The sequence below is a fragment of the Butyricicoccus sp. AF35-5AC genome (genome assembly GCF_003477715.1).
Classification (GTDB): domain Bacteria; phylum Bacillota; class Clostridia; order Oscillospirales; family Butyricicoccaceae; genus Agathobaculum; species Agathobaculum butyriciproducens.
On record NZ_QUDX01000001.1, the window covers coordinates 522,153 to 546,574 of the forward strand.

Sequence of the window (24,422 nt, forward strand, 5' to 3'; positions counted from 1 at the left end):
GCTGCAGAACAAGGGTATGCACCGTGAGGTGTTTTTAGATACCGCCCGACAGACGGCTGAGAATGCACCGCGCAATCCGGCAGGGTATTTCCGCACGCTGCTGCAGAACTGCGAGCGTGACGGCATTCTCACCGCTGAGGATATGCAGAAACGGGCAAAGCCCGCACCGGCGCAGCCTGCAATCGGGCCGTCGAGCGAACAGCTGTCCGCGTTCGATCGGGAATGGTACGAGCGGGTCAAGCGGTACACAAGGGAGAAGGCGGTGCCGTCATAACCCTTTTCAACCGCGCCCGCGTCTGCTATAATGAGACAGACAAGAGAGGTGATTAGGATGGGCTACATTCGCCGTCCTGCGTATTACAAGGCATTCCGGTGCATCGGCTCGGACTGCACGGAAAACTGCTGTATCGGCTGGGAGATCGACGTAGACGAGGATTCCCTTGCGTACTACGAGACCGTTCCCGGTGATTTTGGCGAGCGTTTGCGCGCAAGCATTGCGCCTGCGGACGCGCAGACCGGAGAGCCGGCGCATTTTCGTCTGGACGCCGAGGAGCGGTGTCCGCTGCTGAACGACTGCAACCTGTGTGAAGTGCTGCTTCACTTAGGCGAGGACAAAATGGCGCAGATCTGCACCGACCACCCGCGGTATTACGAGTGGTTTTCCGACGGCCGCGAGGACGGTCTCGGCTTGTGCTGTGAGGCTGCCGCCGAATTGATTCTCGCGCAGACAGGCGCACCGGTGTTTGACGTGACCGAGGTGGACGGCGTATCCGAAACCGGCACGGAGGCGGAAACCGAACTCGAGAACGTGCTGTTTTCCATGCGCGATGCGCTGTTCCGGCTGGCGTGTGAGGACGCGCCGTTCGATGACAAGGCCGACAGGCTCTACCGCACGGTAAAGGCGCAGCAGGAGCAGTACGACGACCTGCTGTTCCCGTTCCCCGAGGGGGAGGACGAGGATACAGACGAGACGGACGGGGACACGGTTTCGTGGTCGCAGGCGTTCTGGCGGGAGAGCACGCTCACGAGCCTGCTCGAGATGCTGCTCGGCTTTGAGATCAACAAGGACGACTGGCGCACGCTGCTGACCGGCGCAAAGGCGCGCCTGCCGGAGATTTTAGCCCGCAGGAATGACTTTTTGCAGGCGTATCAGGGCAAACGCCATGAATACGATAACCTGCTGACGTACTTCCTGTACCGGCACTTTTTGAAGGCGCTCGGAGACGATGCTGTGCAGGACAAGGTGCAGCTGGCGCTCGTGAGCACGGCGGTCATTCAGCTGCTCGATGTGTACGAGTGGCTCGCCAAGGGCGAGGTCACGCACTGGGCGCAGATCTGCATCTGCAAGGCGTACTCGCGCGAGATTGAGTATAACGAGGACAATACCGAGCAGCTTGCCGCGTTTTCCGTCCTTGACGAAATGGAATAAAACAGAACACCGCGGACTGGGGTCTGCGGTGTTTTTGTTTTGCGGCGCTGAACCACAGCGGGAGGGATTCGTCCCTGACGGGGCGGCAGCGTCGTGGCACCGGCCGCGGGGGCAAAAAGGAAGGGACACCTGCGGTTTCCCTTCCTCTTTGGACTCCTACCTTTCCCTAATATCACCCGTGAGCAGCTTGCCGCCATGCTATACCGCTATGCCGGTGAGCCGGACGGCGCGGCGGACCTGTCCGCCTACACGGACGCAGGCTCGGTTTCCGCGTATGCGGAAAAGGCGGTGCAGTGGTGCGTCAAGAACGGTATTCTGACCGGTAAAACGTCCTCGACACTCGCTCCCAAGGCTACGGCAACCCGCGCGGAGTGTGTGGCAATGCTGCAGAGATTTACAGGACTCAACAAGTAAAGAAAGAGCACCGCAGAATGCAAACTGCGGTGCTCTTTTTGTCCTTCAAAACATACGCAAGTCTACGCAGAACGGTAACAGTCGGTACACCGTTTCAACACACAGCCAATCTAGTATAAGACTATACCACATAGCGGTATAGTCTCATATCAAAGGAAGGGAGGCGGCGGCATGCAGTCGAGCACACAGGCAGTCCGCGCACGCACGGACGAGCCGTTTTTGGAGCGGTTCATTCAGGCGCACGAGGCGTTCGTTCTCCGGTGCGCGAGCAGGCACGCAGGCTTTGCGGTCACGCGCAGCGACGATGAATACTCGGTCGCGCTGCTGGCCTTCTACGAAGCCATCAAGGGTTACGACCCGGAAAGCGGGCCGTTCGGCGCGTATGCGTCGCTTGTGATTGGCAGACGCCTTGCCGACCACTACCGCAGTCAGCACCGGTTTGATGCGGAAACGCCGCTTGCCCCGGAGACATTCGACGGCACGGTGGACCGCGAGAGCGCGGACGCCGCCATGCAGCAGGCGGTCGCGGAGCAGATGAGCGAAGCAAAGCCCATCAGCGCACAGGAGGAAATCGAGGCGGCAAACACGGTGTTTGAGAAGTACGGATTCGCGTTTTATGATTTAGCGGCAAGCTCGCCCAAGTCGGACAAGACGCGCCGCAGCTGCGCCGTGGCGGTCGGCACGCTGCTGCATTCGCCGGTGCTGTTCGCGTCCATGCAGAGCGCGCACAGCCTGCCGATCAAGGCGCTCGCGCAGCAGTGCGGCGTGTCGGCGCGGACGATAACCCGTCACCGGGATTACATTGTAGCGGCGACGCTGCTCATCGACGGCGATTACCCCATCCTCTGCACCTATCTGCAGACCATACGCAAGGAGGCAGAGCAATGCGTGCGATAATTACGGATATTCGAGCGGGAAAGGCCGCCGCACTCGCGGAGGACGGCACGGTTTACCTTGTAGACGCGAAGAACAGAGCGGTCGGACAGGAGATTCGTATTCCGGCAAAGCGCCGCAGACGGTGGAAAAAGCCGATGACCTGGGCGGCGTGCGTGGCTGTCCTGTGCGGCATGGCGACCACCGGCGTGTATGCCGCGTATGAGCCGTATGCCAGCGTCAGCGTCGTGGGCGGCTCGGACAGCGTGGAGTATACGGTAAACCGGTTCGATCAGGTGCTCGGCGCCCGCGTTTCCGGCAAGGAGCAGCCACCGGACGGCAAAATTCCGCGGTTTGCACACATTGATAAGGCGGTGGAGCATACCGTCCGGCAGGAAGCAAAGGAAGGCGAGCGCGTCAGCATCACCGTGACCTCGCGCAGCAGCGGCCACGCCGAACGGCTCCGTGAGCATATTGACGATCGGTTCCGGCAGTCCGGCGATGAGAGAAACCCGCCCGAGGTGAGGGTGCAGCCGCCGGAGAAACCGGGGAACGCTCCGGGAGAGAGCCGGCAGAGTGAGAGCGCAGAGCGGGCATAAAAATGCTCCCGCGCTTGACTTTGCGCGGGAGTGTGGTATAATTTTGTTAAAGGGAAACGCTGTGTACAGCGGTCAGACCCTTTCTAAGTAGTCATTTGTTAGATGACCGTTTGGGGGCTACCCAAGCGGTCATCGCGCATTTACGGCAAATCACGCCGCTTGACAACATGCGCTCGTGTGGTATAATAAAGATACAAAAAGGGAAACGCTGTGCGCAGCGGTCAGACCTTTTCCATTAAATCAGCGTTTTTTGGACGATGACCGTTTGGAGGCTACCCAAGCGGTCATCGCGCATTTATAAGGAACATGTACAGTACAATGACCGCACAGATAAAAAGCTCAAAGGCTTTCTTCCTCATGCGCAGCACCTCCTTCCGCCCACAGACCGTGGGGAAGAAGAAGATCTGACCGCCTGCAGTGATTGCTCACTGCGTGTGCAACAGCGTTTCCACGAGTTAAGTATAACAGGACGTGCGAAAAATGTCAATTTCCGCAGGTTGACAGCACCTGAAAGTGTGCTATAATGTAATTAAAGGGAAACGCTGTGCGCAGCGGTCAGACCTTCACGAAGTCAATAATTGTTAGTCATTGACCGTTTGGGTACCAGCCAAGCGGTCAATGCGCATTTACGAGAAAAATGTACAGTACAATGACCGCACAGATAAAAAGCTCAAAGGCTTTCTTCCTCATGCGCAGCACCTCCTTCCGCCCACAGACCGTGGGGAAGAAGAAGATCTGACCGCCTGCAGTGATTGCTCACTGCGTGTGCAACAGCGTTTCCACGAGTTAAGTATAACAGGACGTGCGAAAAATGTCAATTTCCGCAGGTTGACAGCACCTGAAAGTGTGCTATAATGTAATTAAAGGGAAACGCCGTCCGTTGGACGGTCAGCTCCCAAGTTCAGTCAAAAGTTTTCACAGATGACCGTACGGTTGCCGCCGGACGGTCATCGCGCATATACGGAGAAAATGTACAATACAATGACTGCACATACCAAAAGCTGAAGTGCTTTCTTCCGCATTTACGCCACCTCCTTTCCGCCTCAAACCGAGGGAGGAAAAGAGGAGCTGACCGTTTGTCCATGCAAACAGGCGTTTCCTTATGACAAGTATATCACACAGGCGCAAAACCTGTCAATTTACGGCTGACCTTACCCGGTCGGCCGCTTTTTGTGTGAAAATGCTTGCCTTTTGCATGGAAAATGCCGTATACTTGTATATACCGAATCCACACGCTAAGGAGCGAAACCTATGAATATCACCAAGGGCGATGTGCAGGAGCTGCGCCGCCGTTTGAAAAAGACCGAATGCACGTTCGGGCGTCTGTGCGGCTGCTACGTCAACAGCGGCAAGCAGATCGTGACCAAGTTCACCGAGCAGTTTTCCGAACTGGAAGAGGATGAATACTACAAGTACCTCGAGATCGCGAAAAAGACGTTCAGCGGCACGCTCGGCGCAAACCTGCTGGAATTGGAGTTTGACCGCAGCGACAGCGGCATCGAGCACCAGAAATACCTGCTGACGCTCAAGGACAGCAAGCTGGCGAACGAGGAGCTGCTTGACCGCCTGTACGAGCAGGTGATCGAGGAGTACAGCTACCCGGGCAACTACCTGATCGTGGTTTACCACGATGTGTACGACGTGCCGAGCAAGGCCACCTCGGGCGAGGACCAGGACGAATCCACCGAGCTGTATGCGTACTGCGTGTGCGCGGTCTGTCCGGTCGAGCTGGCGAAGCCTGCGCTCGGCTACAAGGAGGACGAAAACCGCATCGGTGCGCGGGAGCGCGACTGGGTGGTCGGTCTGCCCGACCTCGGCTTTGTGTACCCGGCGTTTGCAAACCGCGGCAGCGATGTCAACGCCGTGATGTACTACGTCAAGACCGGCCGTCCCTCCCATCCGGAGTTCATCGAGAACGTGCTCGGCTGTGTCGCGCAGCGCACGGCTGCCGAGGACAAGCTGGCGTTCAAGAACGTGGTGCACGACGCCTTCGGTGAGGATGAGGAGCAGGCGGACGCGGCGTTCTTCCAGATGCAGAAGACCATCAGCGCCATGGTGGCCGAGCGGGAGGAGGACGAGAGCCTGCCGCCGGTCGAGCTGACCGCCGAGGCGGTTTCCGGTCTGGCGACCGAGGCCGAGGTGCCGGATGAGGTGCGCGCACAGATCGAGAAGTCGTATGAGCAGGTGTTCGGTGACCAGCCGCCGCAGGCGCATAACGTGCTGGACAGCCGTCTGGTCGAGGAGGGCACGGTCAAGGCGCATACCGCCGCCCTGGAGCAGAAGGTGGCAGTGCTGCAGCAGGAGCTGGCGCATCAGGCGGCAAATGCCGCCGACACGGACGAGGACGATGTTCCGTGGGAGACCGGCACGGTCATCGACGTGCGCATGCCGCAGGAGAGAGCCGTGAACGTCCATACCGAGGTCGTGGAAGGGCAGAAATGCCTTGTCATTCCGCTTGCCGGGGATGAGTCCGCGCGGATCAACGGCGTGGAAGTGGAATAATTTATACATAGGGTGTACCGAAAGGTATGCCCTTTTCGTTTTTTTAGCCGGTGCAGAAAATCCGGGAAATCCCGAAAAAATTTTCCCTGCCGAAAAGACAGAAAAACGCCCATTCTCACGCTGAGAAAACGCCTATTCGGATGACGAAGTTAGCAAAACCTAACCGCGCGGAATCCGGTCGAAAATTTCTCTCGAAAAAGTGCTTGACATATTAGTTAGGATGTGCTAACTTATATACATGGTTAGCCGAGGCTTACTGATACGCCCCGTTGACCGGCACGCTTCCTCACGGAACGGGAACGTGCTGAATAGTTATAAAAGAAACAGCTTCCTCTGTATTTTGCGCATCATTCCGAACAAAACCGTTAAGGCATTGCGCGGCTGAATGGCTAACCGCAGCCGCGCTGTTCGGGAAAAACGCATACCAAATGTACAGACCGGAAATACTGTAAACGGGAGGTGCATCAGCAATGCAAAATGGCTTGGATCGACTTTTAGCAACCTACTGCTCGCCGACACTGGCGGGCATCAAACCGGCAAGTCTGGTGTCGTGCGACCGGAATTTATATCCCGATCTGCCGCAGCGGCTCAGCGAATACCGCAATGCTTTCGCAGCGCGAGAGATTCACTTCGAGATCGTCTGCGCCTGCAGCGCACGCTTCCTCTTACTGGTATACAGCAAGCCGCAGCTTGAACGCCGCATGGCGGACCCGCAGGTGCAGCATGTGCTTCGGCACTTTGCGTACCCGGTCGGTCAGCCACTCGACGTATTGCTGCGCAATCTCAAGCGCCGCATCGCCATGTCCAAGGACTTTCCGCACGAAATCGGACTGTTCCTCGGATACCCGATCGAGGACGTTGTGGGCTTTATTCGATACGCCGGAAAGGGCTGCAAGCTGAGCGGTCTCTGGAAGGTGTACGGCGATGCCGAAGCGGCATCCCGGCTGTTTGACCGCCTATCGCGGGTATGCCACGCCGTGACCAGACGCGTTGACAAGGGCGAAACCCTTCTCGAAGTGTTTGCAGCATAGCATAACTCGATAGAACTACAAATATAGAACAATACATGCGAAGGAGCAAAATTATCATGAGCAAAGCAGCAGTTATTTTCTGGAGCCAGACCGGCAACACCGAGCAGATGGCAAACGCGATTGCAGACGGCATCCGCGAGGGCGGCATGGAAGTTGACGTACTGAACGTTGCGGACACCACCCCGGCTGACGCTGTTAAGTACGCAAAGATCGCTCTCGGCTGCCCGGCAATGGGCGCTGAGGTTCTCGAGGAGACCGAGTTTGACCCGTTCTTCACCGAGCTGGAGAGCAAGATTTCCGGCCTGAAGGTTGCACTGTTCGGCTCCTACGGCTGGGGCGACGGCCAGTGGATGCGTGACTGGGTACAGCGTACCAACGACGCAAACGCTGTCATCTACACCGATGAGGGTCTCATCCTCAATGAAACCCCGGACGATGACGGCATCGCAAAGTGCAAGGAGTTCGGCAAGGGCTTCGCAGCATTCTAAATTAGATTTTCTCTTGCGGCGTGTGCATACCTGCGCGCAGCGCCGAAACAATTTCTCACGGTCGTAACTGATACGACGGTATCAGTTATGATACAAATATCCTTTCTTGTCCCGGGGGAAACCCCATGGCATACTGCCCGGTATGTCAAAACATAACATGAGCCCGCGGTCATCCGGAACAATGGCCGCGGGCTTCCTCCTATCTGCGGAAAAGGCTGGTCGGCCGCGGCGTTACTCCGATAACATGCAGTCTGTCAAAAAGTATTATTTTAATTTTTGCGCTTCGTGCGGCAGCACGCATAAAATAGAATTTGCGGAGCAAATTCATAAATTCCGGGAGCATGTATCTCGGAATTTATACAAGGGAAGAAAAAATGTGCCCGTCAGGGCGCGGTTTTTCTTCAGTATTCGCTCGAAAGCGTGGTTTCGAGCGAGAGGCTGCTCGAAAAACGATAGTTTTTTGACAGCCTCAACATGAGCCCGCGGTCATCCGGAACAATGGCCGCGGGCTTCCTCCTATCTGCGGAATGCCCACAGTTAGCAACAGCATACTGCACAATTAGACACGGCAAACTCTGTGCAGATTAGTTAGCTTTAACAAACTTGCTTTTTCCGTATTGACACAAAAGGTTAGCTGGTGTAAACTTCAAATGATAAATAGGTTAGAGCGGTCTAACCTGATACAAAACACTTTTTTTCGCGCAGAGATTACAGAAAAGGAGAGGATTACCATTATGCCGCTTACGTTAATGGATGTTGGTGTAGAGACCACCGTAAAGACCATTCGAGGAAAAGACCAGACGAGAAAGTTCCTGCAGAATCTCGGCTTTGTCGAGGGCGCAAAGGTCACTGTTGTGTCTTCTCTGGCAGGCAACGTGATCGTAAACGTGAAGGATGCGCGCGTCGCAATCTCCGAGCAGATGGCTTCGCGCATTATGGTTTAATTGCAAAGGGGGAAAACGCAAATGAGCAATCTGAGACACACGCCGGTCGGCTCCACCGTAACCGTCCGCAAGATTGAGGGCGAGGGTGCGACCCGCCGCCGCATCATGGATATGGGTATCACCCGCGGTGCGGAGATCTACGTCCGCAAGGTAGCGCCGCTGGGCGATCCGGTCGAGATCACCGTGCGCGGCTACGAGCTGTCGCTTCGCAAGGCAGACGCTGAGATGATTCAGGTTGACTGATTTCGATTGAAACCACGGTTTCAATCGAGGGCTGACGAAAAACCGCGCCCTTTGGGCACATTTTTTCGTCCCTTGTATAAATTCCGTGATACACAAGGTGAATTGCCGCATAGCGGCAAGAGAGGGTGGTCTGGACCATGCTCCCGGAATTTATGGATTTGCGCTGCAAATCCGATTTTATGCGTGCTGACGCACGAACAGAAAGCCGTCAGCAGGCGAATAAACTCGTTAAATTTTTTTACATAGGGGTTAGCGTACACTAATTATTCCGTGCTCACTGATCCTTAGAAAGGGGAAAAAACATGTCAATTCGTTTGGCACTTGCCGGCAACCCGAACTGCGGCAAGACCACGATGTTTAACGATCTGACCGGTGCGACCCAGTATGTCGGCAACTGGCCGGGTGTTACCGTGGAAAAGAAGGAAGGCAAGTTCAAGGGCGATAAGGAAGTCCTGATCACCGACCTGCCGGGTATCTACTCCCTCTCTCCGTACACGCTGGAGGAGGTCGTTGCGCGTGATTATCTCGTAAACGAGAAGCCGCAGGCCATCATGAATCTGGTGGATGCCTCCAACATCGAGCGCAACCTGTACCTGACCACCCAGCTGCTCGAGATGGGCATTCCGGTCGTTGCGGCGCTGAACATGATGGATATCGTCAAGAAGCGCGGCGACGTGATCGACGTAAAGAAGCTGTCCAAGGAACTGGGCGTTACGGTCGTCGAGACCGCAGCCATCAAGGGCGAGGGCACCAAGGAGCTGGTCGAGGCGGCAAAGAAGGCTGCCAGGGAAGGCAAGGCTCCGGCACGCATCAAGTTCTCCGACACCGTTGAAAATGCGGTAAACGAGATCGAAAAGCTGATTGCAGACGTTACCGAGCCGGCACAGCGCCACTGGTTCGCTGTCAAGCTGTTCGAGCGCGACAGCAAGGTGCAGGCGCGCTTCACCCTCGGCAAGGACGTGCAGGACAAGATCGAGAAGCTCATCACCGCCGTTGAGGAGGAGCTTGACGATGACGCGGAGTCCATCATCACCGATGAGCGCTATCAGTACATTGGCAAGCTGGTCAAGGACTGTGTAAAGAAGAAAAAGACCGGTCTGTCCACCTCGGATAAGATCGACCACATTGTTACCAACCGAATCCTCGCTCTGCCGATCTTCGCGCTGGTCATGTGGCTGGTCTACTACGTTTCCGTAACCACCGCGGGCGGCATCTTCACCGACTGGGCGAACGACGGTGTGTTCGGTGAGGGCTGGCATCTGTTCACCATCGGCGCTGCTGACTATGAGGAAGCAACCGCTGAGTACGACGACCAGATCACCCGCCGCGATGCATGGCTCGAGGCTGCTGACGAGGCCGGCATCGACACTGCTGCTCTGACCGAGGCGCTCGAGGCCGAGGAGGCTGACGAGACCGCCATCGCTGACGCAGCTGCTGCCATCGAGGCAGACCCGGCTGCTGCATCGGTTGTCGGCACTGCCGAGTTCGAGGACGAGGACTCCGGTGAGGTTACCACCGAGGACGTTACTCTTGCGACCTTCGAGGAGACCATGACCGCCGAGGAGCCGGATCCGGCTGACTTCGGTGTTTGGGTTCCGGGTATCCCGGTGCTGCTGGAGAAGCTGTTCGCCTCCATGGGCGTTAACGAGGACGGCTGGGTTTACAGCCTGGTAATGGACGGTATCGTTGCCGGTGTCGGCGCGGTTCTGGGCTTCGTTCCGCAGATGCTCATCCTGTTCTTCTTCCTCGCTATCCTCGAGGACTGCGGCTACATGGCGCGTGTTGCGTTCATCATGGACCGTATCTTCCGCAAGTTCGGCCTTTCGGGCAAGTCCTTCATCCCGATGCTGATCGGCTCCGGCTGCGGCGTACCGGCTGTCATGGCTTCCCGTACCATCGAGCAGGAGCGCGACCGCCGCATGACCATCATGACCACCTGCTTCGTACCGTGCGGCGCTAAGCTGCCGATCATCGCAATGTTCGCAGGCGCGTTCTTTGGCGGCTCCGGCACCATCGCATTCTCCGCTTATGTTCTGGGCGTGCTGTCCATCATCATCTCGGGCATCATGCTCAAGAAGTTCAAGATCTTTACCGGCGACCCGGCTCCGTTCGTCATGGAGCTGCCGAGCTATCACGTTCCGACCGCCGGCAACGTATTCCGCTCCATGTGGGAGCGCGGCTCCTCCTTCATTAAGAAGGCAGGCACCGTTATCCTGCTGTCCACCATCTTTATGTGGTTCACCCTCGGCTACGGCTGGGAAGGCGGCGCGTTCTGCGCGGTATCCGATATCGACAACTCCATCATGGCGCGCATCGGCTCTGTGATCGCTCCGATCTTCACGCTGCCGGGCTTCGGTAACTGGAAGGGAACCGTTGCCACCATCTCCGGTCTGGTCGCAAAGGAGAACGTTGTTGCTACCTTCGGTCAGCTGTATCACTTCGTCGGCGAGGTTGCCGAGGACGGCTCCGAGATCTGGAGCGAGCTGGCTGCGGACTTCACGCAGGTCGGCGCGTATGCCTTCATGGCGTTCAACCTGCTGTGCGCACCGTGCTTCGCGGCAATGGGCGCCATCAAGCGTGAGATGAACAACGGCAAGTGGACTGCTTTCGCAATCGGCTACATGTGTGCTTACGCTTACGTTGTATCCACCATCATTTATCAGATCGGCGGTCTGATCACCGGCGAGCTGACCTTCGGTGTCGGCACGGTTGTTGCCATCGCGTTCATCGCGCTGATCATCTTCCTGCTGTTCCGCAAGCCGGCTAAGGCTGACTCCACCGAGGGTCTGCGCCGCATGAGCGTGGACGCCAACTGATCCTTCCGTATTTGAAAGGAGGCTTTTACCATGAGTATTGGTGATGTAATTCTGGCTTTGATCGTAGTGGCTGTCGTGTTCTTTGCGGTTCGTTCGGTCTTCGTCAAGAAGTCCGGCGGCTGCGGCGGCGATTGCGCACATTGCGGCGGCAGCTGTCATCACACAGCGCCTCCGGACAAGAAAAAGTAAACACCTCTCTAAACCGTTCGGCACTCCGGTGCCGGACGGTTTTTGCGTTAAGATCGTACTCTCGGACAGGGATTCGCAGGCAGAGCTTTTGCGGTTCGCCCGAACCGCGCAGGCGGTTCGCCGATTCTGGGCAAGGATTCCGCCGCTGCGGCGGCGGGAGCGTTTGCCGTACCCACGGCAGAGGGCAAAAAGGGTAGACACCTACGGTTTCTACCCTCTTTGAACACCCGTTTCCCTTGTAATCATAGCTTGGGTGCAGATGGTAGACTGCGTAAGCAGGAAAAGGGGAACGGCAGAGGATTTTTACTACCGCGTGGTATAACACCTTTCCGCATTTCGGCTGCCGTACTGCTACATCCAATTTGGGTCTGCGCAGGCGCGGCACAAGGTGAATTGCCCGAAGGGCAAGAGAGGGTCCTCTGGGGGATATCCGTGCCGCGCAATAGTTTTACCGGTGCAGGTTATCTCAATCCTGCGGTTGTAGCTGATTTGCACTTGAAAACGGCATGCGCGGCACTGTTATGCCGCGCCCTGCTGGAAGTAAACCGTATGTGTAGCAGTACGGTATCCGACACTGCGTAGAGGTAGAGAAATGGACGCGCAATGCGCGCCCCTACAATAAAGGTAGACCGACTGCCGTTCCTTTTCCTGCTTACGAAGTCTACTATCTGCACCCAAGGTAGGCTTCCAAGGGAAACGGGTGTTCAAAGAGGGTAGAAACCGTAGGTGTCTACCCTTTTTGCCCACCGCCGTGGGTACGGCGCAAAACGCCCTTTGCCTTTCCCACTCGGCGTGCTATAATTGATACATAAAGGTGGCGAACGCGCGTGAAACAGCTGACCAAGAACCAACTGAAGATTCTCGCCATGGTGTGCATGACGCTCGATCATATCGGCGCGGCATTTTTTCCGCAGGCGGTGTGGCTGCGCGTAATCGGACGGCTGGCGTTTCCGCTGTTCTCCTACTGCATTGCAGAGGGCTGCCGCTATACGCGGAACAAAGCCCGATACTTCGGCAGCGTGTTCGCGTGCGGCGCAGTGTGCGTTATCGCGTTCCTGCCGTTCGGCAGCTTCTACGGCAACGCGCTCATCACGCTGAGCCTGTCCATTTTGCTGCTGTACGGAGTCGAGGCGTGGAAAAGCAGCGGAAAACTGCGCTTTCTGGCATTGACAGCCGCGCTTGCCGCCGTATTTTACCTGCTGTGCCGGACGGTCTACATCGACTACGGCTTCGCTGGCGTGCTGCTGCCGCTGTACGCTGAAGCCGGACGTATCCTCTGGGAGCGCGTGTTCGCCGGCATTCCGCCGGTCATCGGCGAGCGGCTCGGTTTTGCGATCGGTCTGCTGGCGCTTGCCGGTGTGATGGGCGGCGTGCAGCGCTTCTGCGTGCTGGCGATCTTCCCGATTTTGCTGCTCGGCAAGGAGCGCGGTAAATGGAAGATGAAGCACTTTTTCTATATTTACTATCCCGCCCATCTGGCGCTCATCGGCGCGATGCGGATGGCGCTTGAAGCAGTGGCAGGATAAACGAAAATGTGGTATACTATATTTAATGTATCAATGAGCGAGGAAAATACACATGAAAATCATGGTGATAGACGGCAACAGCATATTGAACCGCGCGTTCTACGGCATCCGGCAGCTGACCAACCACGAGGGACTGCCCACCAACGCCGTATACGGCTTTCTGGCTACGCTGTTCAAACTGCAGGACGAGGAGCAGCCCGACCGCACCATCGTCTGCTTTGACGTGAAGGAGAAAACCTTCCGCCACCTCAAATTCGACACCTACAAGGCAACCCGCAAGGGCATGCCGGACGAGCTGGCGGCGCAGCTGCCGATTACAAAGCAGGTGCTCGATGCCCTGGGCGTTACCCGCTGCGAAAAGGCGGGCTACGAGGCGGACGACCTGCTCGGCACGATCAGCCGCCGCGCGGACGAGCACGGCGACACCTGTGTGGTCGTAACCGGTGACCGCGACAGCCTGCAGCTTGTCGGCGGCGGCACGACCGTCATGCTGGTCTCCACCCGCATGGGACAGACCACCTACCAGACCTATGACACTGCCGCCTTCCGCGAGAAATACGGCTTCGACCCGATTCGCCTGATTGATCTCAAGGCGCTCATGGGCGATTCGTCGGACAACATTCCCGGCGTGCCCGGCATCGGTGAAAAGACCGCCATGCAGCTGCTGCACGATTTCGGCACGCTCGAGGGCGTGTACGCGAATATCGACGACGAGCGCATCAAAAAGGGTGCGCGCACCAAGCTGCAGAACGGCGAGCAGTCCGCGAAGGACAGCTACTGGCTTGCCACCATCGACCGCAATGTGCCGCTCGACCTCGATGTGGAGCACCTGCCCGCGCAGGACATCGACGAGACCGCGCTCTACGACCTGCTGACGCGGCTGGAGTTCAAGAATTTCATCAAGCGGTTTGACCTTTCGGGCGAGAGCGTGTCCGCGCCGCGTCTGCCGGAGCTGAAAACAGAACGAGTTGAGAATGCTTTGGAAGCATTCAACTTAATGGATTCGCTGACCGACTGCGACCGCGTGTACGCCATCGTGCCGGAAACCTTAGGTGCAGTTTGCCTGCTGGACGGTGACACGGCGCACATCCTGTTCGCCGAGGCGTTCGGTGACGCGTGGAACGACATTCTGCGCCGCCTGTTCGACGGCACGCTGTCGCTCGTGCTGCACGATGCGAAGGCCGCCGTGCGGGCGCTGCTGCAGCGCGGCATGGACCCGAAGGGCATCGTGTTTGACACCGCCATCGCGGCGTACCTGCTTGACCCGACCCAGTCCGGCTACGACCTGCCGCGGCTTGCGCTCGCATACTGCAATGCCGAGCTGCCGGAGCTGGATCTGGACGATCCGGCAGCGGTTTCACTCCTCGGCGGTCAGGAGGACACCGAGAAGGCCGTGGCGCAGCATGTCGGTGCGCTGCGCGCCATTTACGCCGAGGCGGCTGACCGGATCGAGCAGCTCGGCATGCGAAAGCTGTACTACGAAATCGAGCTGCCGCTCCTGCGCGTGCTGGCTGAGATGGAAGCGGCGGGCTGTGCAGTCGAGCCGGACGAGCTGCGTGCCTTCGGTGACAAGCTGGATGTGCGTATCCGCGACCTGACCGAGCAGATTTATCATGACGCGGACGGCGAGTTCAACATCAACAGTCCCAAGCAGCTGGGTGAGGTGCTGTTCGAGAAACTCGGCCTGCATGCTCCGAAAAAGACAAAAACAGGCTATTCCACCAACGTTGAGGTGCTTGAGCGTATCGCGGAGGACCACCCGATCGTGCCGCGCATCCTCGAGTACCGCAAGCTGACCAAGCTGAAAAGCACCTACGTTGAGGGACTTCTCAAGGTCATCAGTCCGGTGGACGGACGCATTCACACGCATTTTCAGCAGACCGTGACCGCCACCGGACGCCTGTCCTCGACCGACCCGAACCTGCAGAATATTCCGGTCCGCACCGAGCTTGGCCGCGAACTGCGCCGCATGTTTGTCGCACCGGACGAAAATCACGTCCTGATCGACGCGGATTATTCGCAGATTGAGCTGCGCGTGCTCGCGCATATCTCGCAGGACGAGCACATGATCGAAGCCTTCAAGCATGGGCAGGATATTCACGCCGCGACGGCTGCCAAGGTCTACCATGTGCCGCTTGAGGAGGTCACGCCGCAGATGCGCTCCTCGTGCAAGGCGGTCAACTTCGGTATCGTGTACGGCATTTCGGACTTCTCACTCGCGCAGGATATCGGCGTAACGCGCAAAGAGGCGGGCGAGTTTATCAAAACCTACCTTGACACCTATCCGGGCGTGAAGAAATATATGGAGGACATCAAGCAGACCGGCAGGGAGCAGGGCTACGTTACGACCCTGTTCGGCCGCCGCCGCGCGCTGCCCGAGCTGAAGAGCAAGAACTTCAATATGCGCTCGTTCGGTGAGCGTGTCGCCATGAATACCCCGATTCAGGGCACCGCCGCGGATATCATCAAAATCGCCATGGTCCGCGTCCGCGACCGCCTGCTGAGAGACGGTCTGCAGAGCCGATTGATTCTCCAGGTGCATGACGAACTCATCCTCGAGGCACCGAAGGACGAGCAGGAAACCGCCATGCACCTGCTCACCGAGGAGATGGAGAACGCATTCAAGATGGATGCACCGCTCGTGGCAGAGGCCAAGGCGGGACACAGCTGGTACGATGCGAAATAAGAGCTGAATGGAAAATGGAGAATGGAAAATGGAAAATTGATGTGCGGTGCGAAGCACCGTTATTAAATAGGTCGCGCTATGCGCGATACTTCGTCGCAGCGCGGATGGAACTCGCGCAAGGATAGCGACATTCTCAATTCTCCATTCTCAATTTTCAATTATAAAGTTGAGAGTGAAATACAATGGAACAGATTATATTTATATGCACCGGCAACACCTGCCGTTCCCCGATGGCGGAAGGCTTATTCCGCGCACATAACGGCGAGGAAAAGACCGGTTTAACGGCGGCTTCTGCCGGATTATACACCGAAAACGGCCTTCCGGCTTCCGCGAACGCGGTTGCCGCAGCTGGAGAACGCGGCGCGGATATTTCGGCGCACCGCTCGCGTCAGCTGACCGCCGAAATGGCGCGCGGCGCGAAGTATCTGGTCTGCATGACCGGCTCGCACTACGACCGCCTGTGCGAGCTGTTCCCGGACTGCGCGGACAAGATTTTCACGCTGCTGCCCGAGGACATTTCCGACCCGTTCGGCGGCGATCTCGCCACCTACCGCCGCTCTGCCGCCGAGATCGACAAGGGCGTGCAGGCAGTCATCAAGAACCTGAGCCGATGAACATTGTCGTGATGCAGGAGCGCCATCTCGCGGCGCTGGCGGAGATCGAGCGCGCGTGCTTTCACGCGCCGTGGAGCGAGAACATGCTGCGCGAGGAGCTGGGCAAGGGCATTTTTCTCGTGGCGGAGCAGGACGGCAAAACGGCGGGTTACGTCGGCTGCCAGACCGTGCTCGACGAAGGGTATATTACCAATGTTGCCGTGTCGCCCGACTTCCGGCGGCAGGGCATCGCGCGGGCGCTGATTGCCGCGCTGACAGCGAAAGCCGGAGAAAACAAGCTGGCGTTTGTGACGCTCGAGGTGCGCGAGAGCAATGCACCGGCGATAGCGCTCTACACCGGAGCCGGATTTGTGCCGGTCGGAAAACGGAAGAATTTTTACAGCAATCCCACAGAAAACGCGGTTTTAATGACGATTTCACTGATTTGAAGGAGGATTTTGCCATGCTGGAGCTTCGCTTTGTTGACGCGGAAAACAGAGATTTTCACGACCTGACCGCTGCGCTGGACGAGTATTATTTCATGCTCGTCGGTGAGGTGGAGAAGCGCTACGCCAAGTACAACCTGCCACATCTGTTTGACTGCCGCATCGTCGCGTACGAGGACGGCAAGCCCGCAGGCTGCGGCGCGTGGAAGAAGATCGACGAGGGGACATTCGAGGTCAAGCGCATTTACATCGCGCCGGCGTTCCGCCGAAAGGGCGTTGCGAGCGCGGTCATTGCGGCTCTCGAGCAGGATGCGGCAAAGCACGGCTTCACCAAGGCCATCCTCGAGACCGCCCGCACGACCGAGGATTCGGCGGCGCTGTACACCAAGCTCGGCTATCGCGTCATTCCGTACTACGGCAGTCCGGCGGGCGCGGAAAACTGCCTGTGCTTTGAGAAAAATTTAGGAGATTAACCATGAAAATACTTGCAATCGAGTCCTCGTGCGATGAAACGGCGGCAGCCGTCATCGAGGACGGACGAAAAATCCTGTCGAGCGTGGTCGATACGCAGATCGCCACGCACGCGCTGTACGGCGGCGTTGTGCCGGAAATCGCGTCTCGGCGGCACATGGAGGCGGTCGTGCGCGTGACCGAGCAGGCGCTCAAGGACGCGAAAATGGACAAGCACGATGTGGACGCGGTTGCCGCGACCTGTGCGCCCGGACTGATCGGTGCGCTGCTCGTCGGCGCGAACTTCGGCAAGTCGCTCGCCTTTGCGATGAACAAGCCGTTCATTCCGGTGCACCACATCCGAGGACACATTGCGGCTACTTATCTGGCGTATCCCGAACTCAAGCCGCCGTTTTTGACACTGATTGCGTCCGGCGGTCACAGCGAGATCGTGATGGTGAAAAGCTACACCGAGTTTGAAATCCTCGGCGGCACACGCGACGACGCAGCAGGCGAGGCGTTCGATAAAGTCGCCCGCGTGCTCGGTGTCGGCTATCCGGGCGGCCCGAAGATCGACAAGCTGGCGCAGGACGGCGACCCGAAAATGTACAAGCTGCCGGACTCGCACATCAAGGATGCGCCGCTGGATTTCTCCTTCTCGGGACTCAAAACGGCGGTCATCAATCTGGCGCACAACGCCGAGCAGAAGGGCGAAACCATCGACCGGAACGGCCTTGCGGCCTCGTTCTGCGCGGCTGTCGTACATACGCTCGTGCCGCGGCTCGAGATGGCCGTCAAGCAGACGCATGCGCGGCGCGTTGTGTGTGCGGGCGGCGTGGCAGCCAACTCCTTCCTGCGGGCGGCCCTGCAGGAGATGGCAAAGCGCGAGCACGTTCAGCTGTTTATGCCGCCGCTGCAGCTGTGCGGTGATAACGCCGCCATGATCGGCAGTCAGGCGTATTATGAGTATCAGGCGGGCACCCGCGGCAAAACCCTGCAGAATGCCTACGCCACCGCGGATATCGGAAAGAATATCTGCGATTGAGATGAATTGAGCATGCACTTCGTCTGCATAGCAAAACCCCGGCCGTCCCTTTTACCCTTTGTGTTGATGGGGTATAACTCCGGTGATTTCACTAAATCACGCACATAACCGATACTGGATACCAAAAAGATGCCGAAGGCAACTTCGGCATCTTTTCATGCCTCGAAAGAAGCACAAAAATATTGTATGATACAAAAGAATTCTCCCTTTTCAGAATTGTGTACTTATGGGAAATGAGCTTATAAATATACATTGCAAACAGCAGACATCTATTTTATAATCAAATATAAAAATCGAAATTTATAAAGGAGAATATTGATGAAATTATTTTTATGTTCGCACTTTTCAAGTGTAGGAAGTCTGATAAAGGAAGAAATTGAAAATAAGAAAGTCGCATTTATTCCAACAGCTTCACTGCGTGAAGGCTACACCGGTTATGTCGGCTCGGCTCGAAAATTATTCAAAAAGTTGGGAGCGATCGTAACTGAAATTGATATTTCAACGGAGGCTTATTCAACGATACAGTCTGTTTTTGAAGAAGCAGATGTGATATATTTTACCGGCGGAAATTCTTTCTTTCTTATGGACCAGCTCCGTAAAACGGGAACTGATGGACTGCTGAAAAAGGAATTGGCAAATGGAAAATTGATGATCGGCGAGTCGGCAGGCGCAATTATATGCGCTCCAAGCATCCAATATATCGAGCAAATGGATGAAAAGCCGGAGGACTACTCACAAGAAGATGATGCAGGGATTGATTTGATTGATTTCTATGTTCTTCCGCATTATCTTACAGCACCATTTAAGAAAGTTACCGAGAAAATAGTGACTGAGTTTTCGGATTTGAATCTATGCCCAATTAACAACCGTCAGGGAATTGTAATTGATGGTGAAGATTCAAAGGTTATTTGCAAAGACTAATTTGAAAATTCCAGTTTGTTGAACTGAATAGCATATTCTGACCGATAGGAGCAAGGTTGAAACCCGCCTTGCTCCTTTTCCAATGCTTAAAGCTCCGTCAAATCGATGAAGGTTTTGGCGGATAGGCTTATATCAACACAAAAGGTAAAAGGGAACCCCGGCCTTGTCGCTTGACAAAGCCGGGGCTGCTCGGGTATAATATACCCAAGAGGACACTGTTCAGCAGTCAGACCCTCAGTCATCGAAATTTGTTATGATGACCGTTCGTGAGTCAGACGAGCGGTCATCGCGCTTTTATACAGAAGATGTACAGCAGGATTACTGCACATACGAAAAGCTGAAATGCTTTTTTCCGCATTCGCGCCACCTCCTTCCTGCCGCAGACAGCGGGAAAGGAACAGAGGGTCTGACCGCTATGTGAACTTGTCCGTTTCGATGATAGCATATGAAATCGAAATCTGTCAATAAGCCGCCTTTTAGGGCGGTTTTTGCATTTTATGACAGAAAAAAGACGGATACATGCGTCCGTCTCTTACAGCAAAAAAATAAAAACCGTCTGAAAAGACGGTTGGAGGCTGTCGAAAAACTATCGTTTTTCGAGCAGCCTCTCGATCGAAACCACGCTTTCGATCGAATGCTGAAGAAAAAACGCGTCCTCCGGACACATTTTTTCTTCCCTTGTATAAAAACCGAGGTACACGCCCCCGGTTTTTATGAATTTGCTGCGCAAATTCTATTTTATGCGTGCTGTCGCACGAAGCACAAAATAGAAATCTGACTTTTTCGACAAGCTGAAACCGCCTGAAAAGACGGTTGATTGACACAATATGACACGCATGCTATAATCAAAGTGCAAACGGTGAAAAAAGGTTGTTCCTCCCTCGATAAAAAGGGAGGTGATCTGGATGTCAATTTCCGAAACGCTGCTGCTGTTTCAGTTGATCACCACGATCGTCTTTGGTATCTTAGGATACATAAAGAAATAACCGCTCCCCCTGAATAAGAAAGCGGCCTTCTTCTCGACATAAAATCGATCCGAGGAACGACCGCTCTTGGCAGAGAGCCGCCGTTTGTACTTAAGATTATAGCGCAGAGTCCCGGCTTTGTCAAGCGACAAGGCCGGGACTCTGTTGTTTACGCGTCATAGGAAATCAGTCCAAGCTGCATTTTCCAGTCGATGACACGCACGGCGGAAGCGTGAATCTGCGACTCGGGAATCGTGCCGTCCTGTACGGCAGCAAGCACGGCGTTATACTGGGTCACGAAATCCGACGAGGTGAGCATATCATTGCCCGCCTGTACGGCAAGCACCGCCGCGTTTTCGCCGCCGGTGTAATCGCGGATGGCGTCCATGATCAGGTCATCGGTCAGGATTACGCCGTCAAAGCCGAGTTCCTCGCGGAGAATGCGGTGCACCTCGGCGGAGAGCGATGCCGGCCGGTCGGCGTCCATGCAGTTTACCACATTATGGCTGACGAGAACCGACTGCGCCCCGCTCGCAATGCCCGCCTGAAACGGCAGGAAATCCGACTGCCGGAAGGTGTCCATCGGCCGCTCGTCAATGGCGAGGCCGGTGTGCGTGTCCGCGTTATTGCCGTAGCCGGGGAAGTGCTTGAGCACCATGCCGGTCTTGTCGCTGACCATCTGCGTGACCACCGTGCGGACGTATTCGCCGGTCTGCTCGGCGTCCATGCCGAAGCTGCGCGCGTAAATGAAATCGCTCGGGTCGGTCGAAACGTCGCACACGGGCGCAAAATTAACATTGATACCTAAATCGCGCAGCAGCGCATCCTTCTCGGCGGTGTCGCTCGTGATGCGGTCAAAGCCGCCCTCGCTGTACAGCGCCTGCGGTGACTGGAATTTCGTGCCGCGCAGATTCGGGTTGGAGCTGACGCGCACGACCGTGCCGCCTTCCTCGTCCACGCCGATGAGCATGGGTGTTTTTGCGGCATTCTGGTAGGCTGCGATGGTATTTGCGACGGATTCTTTGGTCTGTCCGTCAAAATCGCGCGCAAACAGCAGATAACCGCCGATGTCGTACTGCGCGGTCAGCGCCGCCGCGTCGGTCTCCGGACAGCGCACGAAGAACATCTGCGCGACCTGCTCCTCGAGCGTCAGGCCGTCCGCATACTGCTCCGCCGCCGTCCGGCGGACCTCCTCCGGCGTGGGTTCCGGCTCGGGCTGCTCGACGGTCGGCGCGGACGGCGTTTCGTCCTTTGCGGCGGTGTCCGTGCTGCCGCAGGCCGTCAGTCCGGTGCAGAGCAGACCCAGCAGCAGCGCAAGCATTCGTTTTTTCATGTGTGTCACCTCGTTTGCCTACATTATACAAGAGAGCAGGGGAGTTGTAAAGCATAGGGTGAATGTGGTAATATTACAAAGTAGGAGTTTGAGGGCAGGAGGATGCGTGAGAGCGGAGAGCGTGTCACTCTTCAATTATCTGCACATGTGCAACCGTAGGGGTGAAAAGTGCTCGCCCGCGCAGCGGAGAATCACACAATCCTGTCATTTGTTCCACACAAGAAAGGGTGTTCGCTGTGAACATAACCATAATTTATCCGCACAAACGGAAAACCAAATCGTCTACCTACGGCATTGCACAGATGGTGCTCGACCGCCTGCTTTCGGGCGGCACGCTGCACGAATTTTATCTGCCGCAGGATATGCCGCATGTCTGCGCGGGCTGCTATGCGTGCATGAACGGCCGCGAGGACAAGTGCGGCGGGCACGAATACATGCAGAAGCTCATCGCCGCGATTGATGACTCCGAGCTGATCATTTTCTGTGCGCCGACCTACGTTTACCACATTCCGGGGCAGGTCAAGACCCTGCTCGACCACTTTGCGTACCGCTGGCTGGTGCACCGTCCCGACCTGTCGCTGATGTGCAAGCAGGCGCTCATCATCACGACCGCGGCGGGCGGCGGCATGAAATCCACCGTCAGGGATTTGCGCGACAGCATGAATTACTGGGGCGTCGGCCGCACGCACGTTATCACGCAGGCCGTATGGGGATATGACTGGAGCAGCATGCCCGAGAATTTTATGCACAAAATTCAGCAAAAGGTGGAGAAAACGGTTTCTGCCATTCGGAAAAATGCCGGAAATGTCACGCCGTGCGCGAAGGTCAAGGGATTGTTTTATATGTACCGCTTGTTCCATAAAAAGCGCAAAATGAATCCCGTTGACGATGAATACTGGTATCAAAAAGGCTATGTGACGGAGAAACCTTGGAAAAGAGGACGATAATGGCAACCACAAAAGAATTTCTCGCGGAAATATTAGACCGCCTGTCCGGACTGGACGGCGTAACGCATCGACCCATGATGGGGGAGTACATACTCTATTACAACGGCAGAATCGTCGGCGGAATTTATGATAACCGCCTGCTGGTCAAACCGGTCAAAGCTGCGATAAGCTGCCTTCCGGATGCGCCTTATGAATTTCCGTACGACGGCGCAAAACCCATGCTGCGGGTGACGAAAACCGACGATGCCGCCTTCCTGCAGAAGCTGCTGTGTGCCATGTATGACGAACTTCCGGCACCGAAATCCAAGAAGAAAAAGCAATAAGGAGTGAAAAACATGCACACCATCGGACGTTTTGCGCCCAGTCCGAGCGGCCGCATGCACCTCGGCAACGTGCTGTGCGCGCTGCTGGCATGGCTGAGTGCGCGGCAGCAGAACGGCGAATTTCTGCTGCGGATTGAGGATTTGGACGAAATGCGCTGTCCGCGCAGCTTCGCGGATTTAATTATCGACGACCTGCGGTGGTTAGGGTTAGACTGGGACGGCGAAATCCCGTATCAGTCCGAGCGCACGGCTGTTTACGAGCAATATGAGGCGATTCTGCGCGAAAAAGGTCTGCTGTACCCATGTTTCTGCTCGAGAGCGGCCCTGCACGCCGCAAGCGCACCGCACCTGTCGGACGGCAGGGTGGTCTACGCCGGAACCTGCCGCGATTTAACACCCGAGCAAGTGGCCGAAAAGCGCAGAAAGCGTGCGCCTGCAACGCGCGTGCGCGTGCCCGAGCGCACCATCACATTCACGGACGGCGTGTACGGCGATTACACTGAAACGCTCACCGAGGAGTGCGGCGACTTCATCATCCGGCGGTCGGATGGCGTGTTTGCGTATCAGCTGGCGGTCGTGGTGGATGACGGCCTGTCCGGCGTGACCGAGGTCGTGCGCGGGCACGATCTCATCGGCAGTACGCCGCGCCAGATCTGGCTGTATGAGCTGTTCGGCTTCACGCCGCCGAAATTTATCCATATCCCGCTGCTGTGCGACCATGACGGACGCCGCCTGTCCAAGCGCGATGAGGACCTCGACCTCGGCCTCCTGCGGGAGAAATTCACACCTGAGCAGGTCATCGGCGCACTTGCCTGCGCCGCAGGCCTGACCGACACCGCAGAGCCGGTCTCCGCGAAGGAACTTGTCAAAGCGTTTTCGTGGGAGAAGATTCCGAAGCACGAACTCTATTTGCCGAACGTGTTCCGAGATATCGAGAAGAATTGAGAATGGAAAATGGAGAATGGAGAATTACCGTTAGGGTTTTCCGTTCTCCATTTTTGGTTTATTGGGTGTTATTTCTTATATCATTTGCACGATTCATGCCGTAGGGTGCGATAAGGTAAAGTCTAACATCAATTATAATTCGCAGGTGCCGTCCGTAACAACGCGCAAACGAGTTGCGCGACTCTGTTTGTCGCGCCTGCGTAGAGTAAACCGTATGTGTAGCAGAACGGTATCTGACATTGCGAATAGGTTGCGAAAGACACGCTGCGGTAACCCGACTGCCGTACTCCTTTTCGAAGCGGTCACATGTAGGCAATCTGCGCCAGATTAGGAAGCAAGGGAAAGGTAGGAGTTCAAAGAGGAAGGGAAACCGCAGGTGTCCCTTCCTCTTTGCCCCCGCGGCGGGTGCCGCAGTCTCCCGCGCTCCGCAGAGCGCAACTCCCCGCTGAGGTTCAGCGAAAACCTCCCGCCCGTTAGGGCGAACCCGCCAGCGGCAGTTCGTGTGCCCCGGTCAGCCGGTGCAGGAAAAGGAGCCGCCCGTTAGGGCGAACCCGCCTGCGGCAGTTCGTGTGCCCCAGTCAGCCGGTGCAGAAAAAGGAGCCGCCCGTTAGGGCGAACCCGCCTGCGGCAGTTCGTGTGCCCCGGTCAGCCGGTGCAGGAAAAGGAGCTGCCCGTTAGGGGCGAACCCGCCTGCGGCAGTTCGTGTGCCCCGGT

23 protein-coding genes are annotated in these 24,422 nt (G+C 56.6%); 22 read left to right on the forward strand and 1 reads right to left on the reverse strand.

The features are described 5' to 3' along the window. The first annotated feature begins 16 nt into the window (after positions 1 to 16). The 19 genes from DWZ82_RS02435 (at position 17) to DWZ82_RS02525 (ending at position 19,195) form a co-directional block, all read left to right on the forward strand. Positions 17 to 274: a hypothetical protein gene (locus tag DWZ82_RS02435; protein ID WP_118478474.1), complete on the forward strand. Its 258-nt coding sequence runs from the start codon at positions 17 to 19 to the stop codon at positions 272 to 274. A 57-nt stretch (positions 275 to 331) separates the two neighbouring features. Beyond that, a complete protein-coding gene (fliB, locus tag DWZ82_RS02440) occupies positions 332 to 1,429 on the forward strand; it encodes a flagellin lysine-N-methylase (protein ID WP_118478476.1) in 1,098 nt (365 codons plus the stop codon). Positions 1,430 to 1,624: 195 nt separating this feature from the next. Then, positions 1,625 to 1,843, forward strand: a complete 219-nt coding sequence (locus tag DWZ82_RS02445) for an S-layer homology domain-containing protein (RefSeq protein ID WP_118478478.1) — start codon at positions 1,625 to 1,627, stop codon at positions 1,841 to 1,843. A 171-nt stretch (positions 1,844 to 2,014) separates the two neighbouring features. Further along, a complete protein-coding gene (locus tag DWZ82_RS02450) occupies positions 2,015 to 2,740 on the forward strand; it encodes a sigma factor (protein ID WP_118478480.1) in 726 nt (241 codons plus the stop codon). Then, positions 2,728 to 3,315 carry a hypothetical protein gene (locus DWZ82_RS02455; RefSeq protein WP_118478482.1) on the forward strand — a complete coding sequence of 196 codons (588 nt, stop codon included), beginning with the start codon at positions 2,728 to 2,730 and terminating at the stop codon, positions 3,313 to 3,315. Before DWZ82_RS02450 ends, DWZ82_RS02455 begins: the two co-directional genes overlap by 13 nt. A gap of 1,251 nt (positions 3,316 to 4,566) precedes the next feature. Further along, positions 4,567 to 5,817, forward strand: coding sequence for a DUF4317 domain-containing protein (locus tag DWZ82_RS02460; protein ID WP_118478484.1), 1,251 nt, complete (start codon positions 4,567 to 4,569; stop codon positions 5,815 to 5,817). A gap of 470 nt (positions 5,818 to 6,287) precedes the next feature. Then, on the forward strand, positions 6,288 to 6,848 hold the full coding sequence (locus DWZ82_RS02465) for a DUF3793 family protein (protein WP_118360792.1): 561 nt from the start codon (positions 6,288 to 6,290) through the stop codon (positions 6,846 to 6,848). Positions 6,849 to 6,904: 56 nt separating this feature from the next. After that, positions 6,905 to 7,336: a flavodoxin gene (locus DWZ82_RS02470; RefSeq protein WP_116704598.1), complete on the forward strand. Its 432-nt coding sequence runs from the start codon at positions 6,905 to 6,907 to the stop codon at positions 7,334 to 7,336. Positions 7,337 to 8,070: 734 nt separating this feature from the next. Continuing rightward, positions 8,071 to 8,280: a FeoA family protein gene (locus DWZ82_RS02475; RefSeq protein WP_188885631.1), complete on the forward strand. Its 210-nt coding sequence runs from the start codon at positions 8,071 to 8,073 to the stop codon at positions 8,278 to 8,280. A gap of 21 nt (positions 8,281 to 8,301) precedes the next feature. Then, positions 8,302 to 8,523, forward strand: coding sequence for a FeoA family protein (locus DWZ82_RS02480; protein ID WP_118478486.1), 222 nt, complete (start codon positions 8,302 to 8,304; stop codon positions 8,521 to 8,523). A 302-nt stretch (positions 8,524 to 8,825) separates the two neighbouring features. Continuing rightward, positions 8,826 to 11,339: a ferrous iron transport protein B gene (feoB, locus tag DWZ82_RS02485; RefSeq protein ID WP_118478488.1), complete on the forward strand. Its 2,514-nt coding sequence runs from the start codon at positions 8,826 to 8,828 to the stop codon at positions 11,337 to 11,339. Between the two features lie 30 nt (positions 11,340 to 11,369). Beyond that, a complete protein-coding gene (locus DWZ82_RS02490) occupies positions 11,370 to 11,528 on the forward strand; it encodes a FeoB-associated Cys-rich membrane protein (RefSeq protein WP_243022106.1) in 159 nt (52 codons plus the stop codon). Positions 11,529 to 12,355: 827 nt separating this feature from the next. After that, positions 12,356 to 13,054, forward strand: a complete 699-nt coding sequence (locus tag DWZ82_RS02495; RefSeq protein WP_118478490.1) for a TraX family protein — start codon at positions 12,356 to 12,358, stop codon at positions 13,052 to 13,054. A 52-nt stretch (positions 13,055 to 13,106) separates the two neighbouring features. After that, positions 13,107 to 15,740, forward strand: coding sequence for a DNA polymerase I (gene polA / locus DWZ82_RS02500; RefSeq protein ID WP_118478492.1), 2,634 nt, complete (start codon positions 13,107 to 13,109; stop codon positions 15,738 to 15,740). Between the two features lie 182 nt (positions 15,741 to 15,922). After that, complete coding sequence (locus DWZ82_RS02505; RefSeq protein ID WP_118478494.1) at positions 15,923 to 16,354, forward strand: low molecular weight protein arginine phosphatase; 432 nt, start codon at positions 15,923 to 15,925, stop codon at positions 16,352 to 16,354. After that, positions 16,351 to 16,782 (forward strand): ribosomal protein S18-alanine N-acetyltransferase, encoded by a 432-nt coding sequence (gene rimI, locus DWZ82_RS02510; protein WP_118478496.1) that lies wholly within the window; start codon positions 16,351 to 16,353, stop codon positions 16,780 to 16,782. The genes DWZ82_RS02505 and rimI overlap by 4 nt, the downstream gene beginning before the upstream one ends. Positions 16,783 to 16,796: 14 nt before the next feature. Next, complete coding sequence (locus tag DWZ82_RS02515) at positions 16,797 to 17,252, forward strand: GNAT family N-acetyltransferase (RefSeq protein ID WP_118478498.1); 456 nt, start codon at positions 16,797 to 16,799, stop codon at positions 17,250 to 17,252. Between the two features lie 2 nt (positions 17,253 to 17,254). Continuing rightward, the gene (gene tsaD, locus DWZ82_RS02520; protein ID WP_118478500.1) at positions 17,255 to 18,274 is read left to right on the forward strand and encodes a tRNA (adenosine(37)-N6)-threonylcarbamoyltransferase complex transferase subunit TsaD; all 1,020 of its coding nucleotides are present in this window, start codon (positions 17,255 to 17,257) and stop codon (positions 18,272 to 18,274) included. Positions 18,275 to 18,592: 318 nt separating this feature from the next. Further along, the gene (locus DWZ82_RS02525; RefSeq protein WP_118478502.1) at positions 18,593 to 19,195 is read left to right on the forward strand and encodes a Type 1 glutamine amidotransferase-like domain-containing protein; all 603 of its coding nucleotides are present in this window, start codon (positions 18,593 to 18,595) and stop codon (positions 19,193 to 19,195) included. Positions 19,196 to 20,329: 1,134 nt separating this feature from the next. On the opposite strand, the gene DWZ82_RS02535 is transcribed toward DWZ82_RS02525, so the two are convergent. Further along, positions 20,330 to 21,493 carry a glycoside hydrolase family 3 N-terminal domain-containing protein gene (locus DWZ82_RS02535; RefSeq protein ID WP_118478506.1) on the reverse strand — a complete coding sequence of 388 codons (1,164 nt, stop codon included), beginning with the start codon at positions 21,491 to 21,493 and terminating at the stop codon, positions 20,330 to 20,332. A 236-nt stretch (positions 21,494 to 21,729) separates the two neighbouring features. On the opposite strand from DWZ82_RS02535, the gene DWZ82_RS02540 reads away from it, so the two are divergent. The 3 genes from DWZ82_RS02540 to gluQRS are packed head-to-tail and all read left to right on the forward strand — an operon-like array spanning position 21,730 to position 23,708. Beyond that, the gene (locus tag DWZ82_RS02540; protein ID WP_158575057.1) at positions 21,730 to 22,440 is read left to right on the forward strand and encodes a flavodoxin family protein; all 711 of its coding nucleotides are present in this window, start codon (positions 21,730 to 21,732) and stop codon (positions 22,438 to 22,440) included. Beyond that, a complete protein-coding gene (locus DWZ82_RS02545; RefSeq protein ID WP_118478510.1) occupies positions 22,440 to 22,763 on the forward strand; it encodes a TfoX/Sxy family protein in 324 nt (107 codons plus the stop codon). The genes DWZ82_RS02540 and DWZ82_RS02545 overlap by 1 nt, the downstream gene beginning before the upstream one ends. A gap of 12 nt (positions 22,764 to 22,775) precedes the next feature. Continuing rightward, the gene (gluQRS, locus tag DWZ82_RS02550; RefSeq protein ID WP_118478512.1) at positions 22,776 to 23,708 is read left to right on the forward strand and encodes a tRNA glutamyl-Q(34) synthetase GluQRS; all 933 of its coding nucleotides are present in this window, start codon (positions 22,776 to 22,778) and stop codon (positions 23,706 to 23,708) included. Positions 23,709 to 24,422 lie beyond the last annotated feature (714 nt).